This is a genomic window from Gottfriedia sp. OAE603 (assembly GCF_040543965.1).
Classification (GTDB): Bacteria; Bacillota; Bacilli; order Bacillales; family Bacillaceae_G; genus Gottfriedia; species Gottfriedia solisilvae.
This window is the reverse complement of record NZ_JBEUNN010000001.1, coordinates 2,087,861-2,099,988: the sequence shown is the minus strand read 5'-3', so window position 1 is coordinate 2,099,988 and position 12,128 is coordinate 2,087,861. Positions and strand designations below refer to the sequence as shown.

Genomic DNA, 12,128 nt, shown 5'->3' with positions numbered 1-12,128 from the left:
TAATTAATTTACTTTTGTTTTGTTCTTGGTTTAACACATTATTTGTTTGTGTGTCCCCTTAACACTTACTAATTTAGCATGATATCAGAATCTCTACACTAGCACTTTTCACCTTTGCAAACGGTAAATGTATTGCTTGTGAAATAAATCACATTAATAAAGAAATCATATTAAACAAAATGAATGTAGATATTTATTAAGAAAGCCATGGTGGAATAACAATTATTTTTAAACAATGTGCACATTTGCAATGAAAATTTGAATCATATTCTACGATAATTCAATTAATAGAATAAAAAGTAAATGCGTAAAGTTGCTTAATATCGCTAAAAAAAGATTCACAAATTAATTAGAATTAAATCGTTCAAATTAGTCGTTTTAGTTCATGCTCAAAAATTATAGAAATACCCTACCCTTTACTGAATATTGTTATGATCGAAAAAACTCCCCTGCCTTAGGCTAAAGGAGTTTTAAAAAGACTTATGGAGCATCAATTAAAGTCCAATTAATATCTGTAGTATAGGTTCCAATCATTACTTCATTCATATCAGGTTTCAATAAAATCCCTTTATCTGCATCCCACTTTACAGAAGTAACTGGGTTTGTATCCGTAACGTGTTCAAATACTTTTAATGGTGACCGGCTTAAAGGAACCGTCCCATTTTGATCAACGTACACAATTGCATTTGTTAACACTTTTGTCGGATCATCAACTTTAGTTAAAGGTTTTTCTATTGAAGCGGTTAGAATCCATTTACTACCAGGTAGGTCCGATGAAACTTTCATATTCCAAATAGACTCATTCCTTTGAATTAAGGTTTCGTTTGAGGTAATTGTTGATGTCTGAAAACTAATTGTTTCAGGTACGGTTTGAAACGCTAGAAAGCCTTTTGTATATTGCGATATTTGTCCGGAGAAAGTTGTAATTGCTTGTCCGATTGTTACTATTGTATTCCATGTTAGTTTATTATCTCCTGGAGAACTCCAAGTAATTTGGTTATTTTCAAACCTTCCAGTTCCATAGCTCCAGTTTAAACCAGGTGTGCTACCATCAGGATTTTTTAAGTAATAAGTGGTAGGTATTCTGATCGTCCCTTGACTTAACACTATTTTTTGGTCAGATAGATTACATAAAGTTAAATTCAATAAATGAACTAATGGACTAGCATCATTAATTTTATTACTTGCCAGATTTACATTCTTTAGATTGATTAATCCTGATAATGGACTTACATCGCTGATTTGATTTTGCGATAAATTTGCACTTTTTAGGTTGGACAAATATTCCACACCACTTAAATTTACAATGTTCTTACCACTAGCATGATCTAAATTGATAATCGATGCTAATTGTTCCTCACTTACCTTACTGGTTACTTGTAAACCTAAATAATTGGCAATAACAAGTGATAAATTTGGATCAGGAAAAATTTCTTGAATCGTTTTTTTTATTGACTTAACACTTGCTCCTCTAATTTCAAGAGTACGTATATCACCATTACTAGTAAATGAACTTGTTGATTTGAATCCCATCGTTACATAAGTTGTTGATGTAGTAGCTTTGAATTGAAAAGTTATATTGCCTGTTTCAGAGCTTGCAATAGCCTTTTTACTATTCACTAGGATTACTTGATTAGAGGCATATATTCCCCATTCAATATCCTGTGTTTCTCCACCTCTTTCATTTAGAATGGTATGTTTATATGGAAATGTAACTTGATAAGTTTCACCTATAACTGTTGAAATAGTAGTTGCTGCATCTACAGCACTATTAGCTGATCCGGTGATAGCATCCCAGAAATTAAACAAATAATCTCTTCCATTTTCTACAGTTACAAAAGAATAAGGGCCTATTATAGGTAAATATGCATAACCACTATTTGGTTTTAACATTGATTGTCCAGCAAATGCTGCTGATAAGAGTGAATTTGAATAAGTTACATTCGTAAATGTTCTATTACCATTTGTTGTATCGACAAAATATGCATCTCTTATTAATTCTTCCCCTTTTAAAGGGGGTAGCGTTAGAACTAGTTTATTATTCACTTCCTTTAGGTTTGTTTCGGCTAATGAATGTAAGGGTATTAAATGATTCGAAGTGATTAGAATGATTGTGATGAATAACTTGAAAGTTAAATTTCTTGGCTTTAGATTTTTTATTTTTTTTAATATCATTTTAACGCTTCTCCTAAATACTGAAAAATTAAGTTAAGCCTTTTAAATAAGAACGATGATTTTTAAGGATCTATTCTTTCCTTCTCCCTTTTTTTGCAATAAAGAAAAAAAGGATACTCAATACTAAAGTTAAAAAGATTCCGACACTAAAATACAACCAGAAATAATTTTGCTTTATTTCAACTGCTTTATTATTTAATTCTTTTGCTTCGTTTCCAATTTTAAATACTTCATCCCATACCCAAATTTGGTCTCCAATGATTGCTTTCATTTTTAAACGATATATTCCAGGTTGAATTTGATTATTTTTTAAATCAATTGCATAATCAAAATTTGAATTTGGCGCCATACTTAATCCTGTTTTATTCGAACTATATAAAATTTCATTTGAACCATCTTTAAAAATTTTTGCTTCGATTTTCATGCCTTGAACTATAGTTGGTTCACTATTTTGGATATTGGCTGTAATTGCAGTATGATAATTGACTAATTTGGGCTTGATTCTTAGAAGGTGCAACTCTGGATTTACTTTTTTTATTGTTTCAGTCAATTTGACACCAATAACATAAGCATATTGATTACTAATTTGAATCGATTCTGATGTTTTTTTAGTTTCTATTTTATCTATCTTCTTTTTAAAATGGATTGATCCTAAAAGTACTCCATTAAATTTCTGATTAGGCATTTTAAAAGTGAATGTAATAGTTTTTGATTTACCTGGAGGAATGACAATTTCTTTATGAGGTTCATTTACAAGGTCTACAATTGGAAATTTTAAACTTTGATCTACTTTTTTAACGCTTTTAGGAGAATAATCAATTAGACCATTATCATTTGTTGTTGCAAAAGTGACATCTGCAATAAATGTTTCAATTTTTGTACTGTTGTTATTAAAAACTTCAATCTCTACAACTTGAAGTTGTCCTGGATCCATTTTTAAATCAAAATAAGATTTCGTCTTATCAATTTGATTTTCTGGTATCTTCGCTTGAACTGAGAAATCGACTATATTTGGCGAAGCTTGTACTGATGAAGGAATACATAAAGAAACGAACATAACAGCTGATAATAAGAATAGTACGAATTCACGTTTCATGTTCATATTTCTACCCCTTTTATATTTAGTAAAAAAATAGAGGGTCTTTTTATAGGCCCTCTTCATTGGATTTTTATTAATAAATAAGATTACTTTTCTCTATACACTCCAGGTGCATCTGTTAAAGTCCATGTAATAGTAGCTTCATGATTTCCAACGGTTGCAGAACCCGCAGGAATTGTTAGTGTTACATTATTATTTAGTTCTCCATCATTTACATCTGGATTTGCACCAAGCCAACTCGTTAACCAAGTTCCTAATCCAGTACCTGTAGATGATGATACAACTGGTGATGCAGTATTTCCATCAGTACTTAAGGCAACTGTTTGTACTGCTATCGGTGAAATGCCTGTTCCGATTGAATTGACTGTAGCATTTTTAAATGATAAAACAGCTCCTGGTAAAGAATCAGTTGTTCCATTTGAAAACTTACTAGCTATTGCAATAACTGACCATCCTGCACCTGTTCCTCTTCGATCAGATACTTGAATAAATGGTTTTTTTGATGTAGATGAATATTCTACAGTTTTATTTGAGATTTCATGCGAACCAAACTCTACTGATGAAACATAGTCTAAAGTTAAAGGACCCGTATTACCAGTTGGTACGTCAGTTGGATCAGTTGGACCTCCTGGGAATAGTGGATTGGTTGGATTCGTTGGGTTACTTGGTTCTACTGGTCCTGATCCGGAAGTAAATGTAATGGCAGCCCTTGAACTACCTGATGATTCTTCTCCTGCGGCATAAGAGTGATTTACTCCTACCAAACTTGAAAATACAAACACAGTGATGAAAGTAAGTCTCGAAATTTTCATAATTAATACTCCTTTAAAGATTTATTGTGATAGCACAAAACTGATTATAACGTGACAAAACATATATTAGATATTACTTCATTTACCGTTGTCTTAGGTAAAAAGAAAAATATTGTTGACATTAATTGTTCACAAAATATAAGTTATTTTTTTGTAGAATATGATAATGAAGTTAAATGCTAGGAGTTAGGATTTTTAAAAACTGGATACTATGGTTTTAAGTTTGGAACAAAAAAGAACCGTCCTATCTGGACGGTCCCTTTTCTATTTATCATCTAGACTTAGTAAGTACATAATGAGAAAACTTTTGAGGTGTTCCATAACGCATGATGTCTCGGATTAATTCAGTATCTTCCTCTGAAATTGTATTTTTTACTGAACCATTGTCTTCTTGAGTTGATACGGGAATTAAATTTCCATTAATATAGTCAAAATTAATGACTTTACCTACACTCTTTCCTTTTACACTTAAGCTAAGTCCCTCGTTTAACATTGCATATCCTACGATTTCATACTTTTTACTAAAGACTTCTTCAATTGCATCAAAAGAAATAAATTCTTTTTCTCCGTCATTGTAGACAGTATCTTTATCAAATGTAACCTGTATTCCTACTGGTTCTGAACCACCTTTTGCATCTTTACCATAGACGATTTCATTGAGGATTCCAGAATGATAAAGTGGTTCTTCATCATTAATGCAATATTGATCACTTCTCAGAATAATTTCTACACGCTCACCTTCATTTACTTCTAGCTCTTTTTTATTGCCAAAAACATTATAGTATTCCATTTTCTAGCCTCCAAGGTTCAAAGTAGTAAATGTAATTCGATAGTCAAAATATTACCCTTATTAGAATTTGAATAAAGATTGTATTCCATACAAAAAATAAACTCAACCATTAAACTGGATGAGTTTATTTTCATATCTATCTGTCCGTTCACGTAATGACACTTTTGTTATATTGTAACTACACTATTTGATTCGGCGGCTTCAATAATACCTAAAATTACTTTAAGTGAAGAAAGCGCATCTTCACCTGTCACAAGTGGGTCCTCATCAAGCTGTATACATTTAATAAAAGCATCAATTACACCACTTGTTGTTTGGTTATCATTTGTTTGTATATTTTCTAGTTGATAAAACACCTTCTCGCCATCTTTTGTAATGACCTCAATTTGATATTCATTACTATGGTATATTTTAATGATCCCTTTTTCGCAGTAGATAATTGTACTATTGTCTTCTTCTCCATAATAAGTCCACGAGAATGATGCGGTACCTAAACGTCCTTTTTTTGTTTTTAAACTGCAAACAATATTATCGCAAACCTCGATTGGTTCTCCGTTTTCATTCACCTTATCTAGTGCCCCTTGAAATGCACTTACAGATGCTATTTCATCATCTAGTAAGTAATGTATTAAATCAACTTTATGAATTCCTAAATCTCCAGCAACCCCAAGACCTGAACGCTCTTTTTTAAAGAACCATGTAGAATTTGATTTATTTACACCCCAATGTTCTGGTCCTGCGTGTCCAAATGTCGTTCTAAAGGTTAGAACTTTTCCCAATTCATTCGACAGGATGATTTCTTTTGCTTTTTGATGTGCACGTGTAAAGCGTTGATTATGATCTACCATCAATTTTTTCCCAGATAACTTTTGGGCGTCTACTATTTCTTTAGCATGTTCAATTGTAAGTGATATCGGCTTTTCACATAAAACATGCTTTCCACTTAGTAGAGCTTTTGTAGTAATTAAATGATGCTGTTCATTGGAGGAACAATCACTGATCATATCGATAGAAGGATCCGCTAATAATTCTTCTATAGATTGAGTTGTTCGTCCATCAAACTTGCGCGCTAAATTCTCTGCTCTTTCGATATTTCGGTCGTAAAATAAGATTTCTTTCACAAATTTATTGGCTTTATATTCTGGGGCATGACGAAATTTAGCAATTGAACCACATCCGATAATACCTACTTTCATATTTAGCTACGCCTCCTACTCTTTCTTTTGGAATACAACTGCAATGATGATGATTAATCCTTTTACAAATCCTTGAAGATGTGGAGAGACGTTCATTAAATTCATCATATTATTTAAGATACCTAAAATTAAAACACCAAAAAATGTACCAATAATCTTACCTCGGCCACCAGTCATTCTTGTACCACCAATAATAACTGCAGTGATTGCATCTAATTCATATTGAACCCCTGTACTTGAAGAAGAAACAGAATTTAATCTAGATGCTTCAATGATTGCAGCTACACTGACTAATAAGCCTGCCAAACTATAAACGCCAATTTTAACACGATTGACTCTAATAGCAGACAGAAGTGCAGCTTTTTCGTTACTTCCGATTGCATACACATATCTTCCAAATCGAGTCTTTTGCATTAATATATAAACAAGTGCGGTCATAAAGAAGAAAATGATAATCGGGTAATCAATCATACCTAAATTATTATTTGCGATTGCAGTAAATCCAGTTACTTTTCCAGAAATACTACCGCCCTCAGTTATATACAAGGCGATTGAACGAGCTGCCGCCATCATCCCTAATGTAGCAATGAATGAGGCAATTCTTCCTTTTGAAACCATTAATCCATTTAAAAATCCAGCGAATGAACCTACTAAAAGTGCAGTTACGATTGCTATTAATATGCTACCAGTTGCATTTAAAGCTAACACCGTACAAACACCGACTAATACTAGTACTGAGCCAACAGATAAGTCGATTCCACCTGAAAGCATGACAATCGTCATTCCTAATGCAACAATTCCTATGATTGAAACTTGCATTAAAATATTGAGTTGGTTATTCATATCAATAAATCTAGGATTCATAATTGAGGCTGCGATAAAAATAATTAAAAAAGCAATGATGACGCTATACTCTGACCAAAGCCAAGAGAGGCGATTTTTTGCATTTGAAGTTTGAGGATTATTTTCATTTAACACGACATTAGCCAATATTTTCGACCTCCCTTTTCGAGCCGGTTGCATAACTCATAATTTCATCTTCAGTAGCTTCTTCTCCATTGAATCTAGCAGTTATTTCTCCTTGATACATAACATTAATGTTATGACAAATTTTTAATACCTCTGGGGCTTCTGATGAAAGAATGACAACAGCTTTACCTTGTTCAGCTAGTGAAACGATATGATGATAAATCTCTTGTTTAGCTCCTACATCAATCCCTTGAGTTGGGTTATCAAAAATGATAATATCTGTATTTACTTCAAGCCATTTAGCAATAATCACTTTTTGTTGATTCCCACCACTTAACTTGTCAATTGTAATTCGTGGGTTGTGTACTTTGATGTTTAATTGATTTTTATAAAATTCGAATTTCTCTTTTTCAAGCTTTTCTTGGATGAACCCTACATTTTCAAAATGCCCTATAGAAGAAAGACTCATATTATGAATCACACTTAAGTCTTTTATGATTGCATTTTCTTTACGATCTTTTGGAACAAGTCCCATACCAGCTTCTAATGCTTTACGTGGATGATCTATTTTTACCAACTGGTTATTGATTCGGATCTCACCAGTGTATTTTTTTCGATAACCAAATAGGCTTTCAAAAAGTTCAGTTCTACCATCACCAGCTAAACCAGTAAAACCTACAATTTCGCCCTTTCGAACTGAAAAAGTGATATCTTTAAATAATCTTTGACTGGTTAAGTTTTTAACTTCTAATAATACAGGACCAAATGTCCCTTTTTGAACGATTCGATCTTCTGAAATAGATTTTCCTACCATAAGTTTTGTGATTGAATCTAAGTTTTCATTTTCAATACGTCCAGTCCCAACAACTTCTCCATCACGTAATACAGTATAACGGTCGCAGATTTCTTTTATTTCTTTAAGCTTATGAGAAATATAAATGATAGAAACACCAGAATTCTTTAGGTTTTTCATTAATGCAAATAATCGATTTACTTCATGCTCTGCTAAGGATGCTGTAGGTTCATCCATTATAATAAGAGTGGATTTATGTAATAGTGCTTTTGATATTTCTATCAATTGTTTATAAGAGGTATCAAGGTTTCTAACATATTCTTTAGGATTGATGTCAACGCCTAGTTTTGCTAATATCTCACTAGTTTTGCTACACATTTCATCTACTTTTAAAAAACCTATTTTGTTGCGAAGTTCAGAACCTAAAAACATATTTTCATAGACTCTTAGATCAGAGACTACATTTAATTCTTGGTGTATAAAGCTAATTCCATGTTCCTGAGATACTCTTGGATTCAGCATTTTACTATCAATGCCATTGATCTGAATTGATCCATGATCAGGTTGATGAACGCCACCAAGAATATTCATTAATGTTGATTTTCCCGCTCCATTTTCTCCTAATAATGCATGAATCTCACCTTTCTCAACTTGAAATGAAACATTTTTTAATACCTGGTTACCGTTAAATGATTTTTCAATATTGTTCATTGTCATTAAAGGATTCGTAGACAAGGCTTGATCCCTCCTTTATAGGAAAATAGGAAATACAATATCTGTATCGACAATTATTGTATTTCCTATTTGTTATTTAGAATTTTGAATCTGGGTTATAATACTCTTCAACATTATCTTTAGTAACTTGCGTCGCTTCTTTTACAATCATATTTTCTTCTGGTTCATTACCTTGTGCGATATCTGCTGCAATTTTTACTGCATCAGCGACCATCGTTGGCGAATATAAGAATGTTGCCGTAATTAAACCGTCTTCCTTCATGTTATCAAATACAGCCTTACCACCACCGGCACCTGTGATGAATTTGATATCTTTACGCCCTGCTTCTTTTATTGCTTGAAGTACACCTAGTGCCATGCCATCGTCCTGTGTGAAAACCGCATCAATATGTGGGTGCGCTTGTAAAATATTTTGCATAACCTCTAATGATTTTTCAGTAGAAAAATCGCCACTTTGTGAAGCAATTACGTCAATACCACCAGCAGCTTCCATTGCTTCTTTAAAACCAGAACCTCGTTGCTCTGTAACTGAACTTGGTGGTCCTGTAATTTCAACTACTTTCCCTTTGCCATTTAATTTTTCTACAAAGTATTTACCGGCGTTAACGCCAATCCCTTCATTGTCTCCTTTTACAACAACTGTAGCGGCATCATTTTCTAACTCGCGATCTACTATGACTAAAGGAATACCTGCATCTTTTATTTTTTGACCAACTGGAGTAAGTGCAGCAGACTCAATTGGAAGCATGACAATAACATCTACATCTTGTGCTATTAAATCATCTACATCGTTTGCTTGTTTGTTTGGATCTGTTGCATTGGTCATTACATACTCAATACCATCACTTTCTTTTAGTTCCTTTGCTTGTTTTTCAGCACTATCAATTAATGCACCCATCCAACCATGTGTTGCAGATGGTAAAGAAATACCGATTTTCAACTTATCATCTTCTTTTCCACCAACACTACTGCCTTTATCATTACAAGCTACCAATCCAAATACTGTTACTAAAGACATTCCAGCCACTAGTAATTTTCTCAAAACCATTCACCCCTTAGTATTTGTTTAATAAACTCCCCTTTTATGTAATCGATTACATTTAAGGTCAGCGCTCTACTATTAACCTCTTTTAATAACAGAGCGCTGACCTTACATCGATTTAACCCGAAGTAGACTCACGAATTACTAATTCATGATCCAAAATGATACTTTCAACCTTTTCACCTTTAATCTGATCAATTAACATTTTCGCTGCAATCGTTCCCATCTTATGCATTGGTTGTGCAATCGTTGTAAGAGTAGGGTTTGTCATATTTGAAAAATCAATTTTATCAAAACCAACTACTGCAATATCATTTGGAACATGTAGCCCATTGCTATTGATTTCTTTTAATGCACCAATTGCTAAAAGGTCAGATACTGCAAATACGGCAGTCGGTCGATCTTCTATGTTTAATATTTTTTTCATTGCTTGCTGGCCGTACTCGAATCCTAAATGCTGAGTGTGAATGATATATTCAGCATTTACGGAAATCCCGTGCTCTTCTAATGCTTTTTGATAGCCTTTTTTTCGTTGTCTTGCATATAAATATTTTTCATCAGAGTTCATGAGGGCAATTTTTGAGTGACCAATTTTAATTAAATGTTTCACTGCTCGATAAGAAGCTTCCTCATTATCAATCGTTACATAAGGAATACCACTGTCCTCTCCATATTCACTACATTGAATAATGGCATGATTTTCTGCTAGCTTTTTTAATGTGTCTACATTAACAGCAGGATCCATTGAAATAATTCCATCCGCCATCTTTTTTCTAACTAGATCAAAATAAATATTCTCTTTCTCAGGATTTGAATCCGTCTCACAAAGTAAAATATTATAATTTTGGCTGATTGCAATATTTTCAATCCCTTTGATAATGTCCAAATAAAATGGGTTAGAGATCGTAGGAATTAAAATTAAGATAATTCGACTTTCGGAGTTTCTTAAATTTCTCCCTAAGATACTTGGTTCATAATTTAATTTATGAATGGCTTCTTCTACTTTAATTCTTGTTTTAGAGGAAACTGTATTTTGTCCGTTTAATACTCTTGAAACTGTTGCTACAGAAACTCCTGCTTGTTTAGCAACCTGTTGGATGTTTGCCATCTTTTTATCCTACCTTCTGTAAAATCACTGTAAGTAACCTTCTGAAATCGATTACATTTTCATGTTAATATGTTCTGAATTATCTGTCAATAAAATATTTTAAACTAAATAAAACTATTGATTTACGTGAAAAATTTCTATATGTTAGAAATGTAACGGATTACATAACAGTATATTCTGACAATAATAGTTAAGGAGGGAATTTGCATTGAAATTAGGTGTCTTTACAGTTTTATTCTCCGATCGAAGTTTTGATGACATGTTGAACTATGTTTCTTCTAAAGGTGTAGAGGCTATTGAGTTAGGCACAGGAGGATACCCTGGTGATGCGCATTGTCAAATTGATGAGCTATTAAATAATGAATCTAATATAAAAAAATTTAAGCAAAAAATAACTGACTATGGATTAATCATTAGTGCTTTAAGTTGTCATGCAAACCCCCTTCACCCACAGAAAAAAATTGCAAAGCCAGCTGACGATCTTTTAGAGAAAACAATACGCCTTGCTTCCCAATTAGAAGTTTCTGTCGTAAATACTTTTTCTGGCTGTCCTGGTGATCACGAAAATGCGCTTTACCCTAACTGGCCAGTAACTGCATGGCCACATGATTTCCAAGAAATTTTGAAATGGCAATGGGAAGAAAAATTAATTCCATATTGGAAAGAAAAAAATAATTTAGCAATAGCACACAATGTAAAAATCGGTTTAGAGCTACATGGAGGATTTTCCGTTCATACACCAGCGACAATGTTACGATTAAGAGAAGCTTGCGGCCCTGCAATTGGAGCTAACCTTGATCCTAGTCATATGTGGTGGCAAGGAATTGATCCAATTGAAGCAATAAAAATTCTTGGCCGCGAAAATGCCATTCATCATTTCCATGCAAAGGATACGATTATTGACCAGCAGAACATGAATCGAAATGGACTCACAGACATGACGGACTATTCAGAAATGCGCGACCGTGCCTGGTATTTTAGAACAGTTGGCTTTGGTCATGATCAAAAAACTTGGGCAGATATGATCAGTACTCTACGACTTTATGGTTATGACTATGTAGTTAGCATCGAACATGAAGATGGATTAATGTCTATTAATGAAGGATTTACAAAGGCAGTCGAAAATTTGAAACCGCTTATTGTAAAAGAATCTGTCGGTCAAATGTGGTGGACATAACACTTAGTCTACGTATACCTCAAAGATTAAGAAAAAGCTAATGAAAGTAAAGTTAGCTTTTTCTTTCATATATTTTTGCCATCTTAAGTCTCCCCTATCGTTTTTTGATGGTCAGTAATGAAACAAATAATGTGAATTTCTTTTACATTCATTATTTTTATAACTGATAATACTTTTAAAGTATTTTACTTCCGATTTTTCAAGTATTCTAAAATCTATTATATTGTAGCCG

The 12,128-nt window shown here is 33.1% G+C and carries 10 protein-coding genes; 1 reads left to right on the top strand and 9 read right to left on the bottom strand.

Going from position 1 to position 12,128, the window contains the following annotated elements:
- Positions 1 to 480: 480 nt before the first annotated feature.
- The 9 genes from ABID96_RS10485 to ABID96_RS10445 form a co-directional block, all read right to left on the bottom strand.
- On the bottom strand, positions 481 to 2,175 hold the full coding sequence (locus tag ABID96_RS10485) for a leucine-rich repeat domain-containing protein (protein WP_192601969.1): 1,695 nt from the start codon (positions 2,173 to 2,175) through the stop codon (positions 481 to 483).
- Between the two features lie 70 nt (positions 2,176 to 2,245).
- On the bottom strand, positions 2,246 to 3,277 hold the full coding sequence (locus ABID96_RS10480; protein ID WP_192601968.1) for a WxLIP family cell surface protein: 1,032 nt from the start codon (positions 3,275 to 3,277) through the stop codon (positions 2,246 to 2,248).
- An 83-nt stretch (positions 3,278 to 3,360) separates the two neighbouring features.
- On the bottom strand, positions 3,361 to 4,086 hold the full coding sequence (locus tag ABID96_RS10475; RefSeq protein ID WP_192601967.1) for a WxL domain-containing protein: 726 nt from the start codon (positions 4,084 to 4,086) through the stop codon (positions 3,361 to 3,363).
- Positions 4,087 to 4,357: 271 nt separating this feature from the next.
- Positions 4,358 to 4,876, bottom strand: coding sequence for a hypothetical protein (locus ABID96_RS10470; RefSeq protein WP_192601966.1), 519 nt, complete (start codon positions 4,874 to 4,876; stop codon positions 4,358 to 4,360).
- 167 nt (positions 4,877 to 5,043) lie between these two features.
- Positions 5,044 to 6,072, bottom strand: coding sequence for a Gfo/Idh/MocA family protein (locus tag ABID96_RS10465; RefSeq protein ID WP_192601965.1), 1,029 nt, complete (start codon positions 6,070 to 6,072; stop codon positions 5,044 to 5,046).
- Between the two features lie 15 nt (positions 6,073 to 6,087).
- Positions 6,088 to 7,062 (bottom strand): ABC transporter permease, encoded by a 975-nt coding sequence (locus ABID96_RS10460; RefSeq protein ID WP_192601964.1) that lies wholly within the window; start codon positions 7,060 to 7,062, stop codon positions 6,088 to 6,090.
- Complete coding sequence (locus ABID96_RS10455; RefSeq protein WP_192601963.1) at positions 7,055 to 8,569, bottom strand: sugar ABC transporter ATP-binding protein; 1,515 nt, start codon at positions 8,567 to 8,569, stop codon at positions 7,055 to 7,057. Before ABID96_RS10455 ends, ABID96_RS10460 begins: the two co-directional genes overlap by 8 nt.
- Positions 8,570 to 8,645: 76 nt before the next feature.
- Positions 8,646 to 9,617 (bottom strand): substrate-binding domain-containing protein, encoded by a 972-nt coding sequence (locus ABID96_RS10450; RefSeq protein ID WP_377896845.1) that lies wholly within the window; start codon positions 9,615 to 9,617, stop codon positions 8,646 to 8,648.
- A 112-nt stretch (positions 9,618 to 9,729) separates the two neighbouring features.
- Positions 9,730 to 10,719: a LacI family DNA-binding transcriptional regulator gene (locus ABID96_RS10445; protein WP_192601961.1), complete on the bottom strand. Its 990-nt coding sequence runs from the start codon at positions 10,717 to 10,719 to the stop codon at positions 9,730 to 9,732.
- A gap of 208 nt (positions 10,720 to 10,927) precedes the next feature.
- Between ABID96_RS10445 and ABID96_RS10440 the strand changes: the two genes are divergently transcribed.
- The gene (locus ABID96_RS10440; protein ID WP_192601960.1) at positions 10,928 to 11,896 is read left to right on the top strand and encodes a sugar phosphate isomerase/epimerase family protein; all 969 of its coding nucleotides are present in this window, start codon (positions 10,928 to 10,930) and stop codon (positions 11,894 to 11,896) included.
- Positions 11,897 to 12,128: the final 232 nt, after the last annotated feature.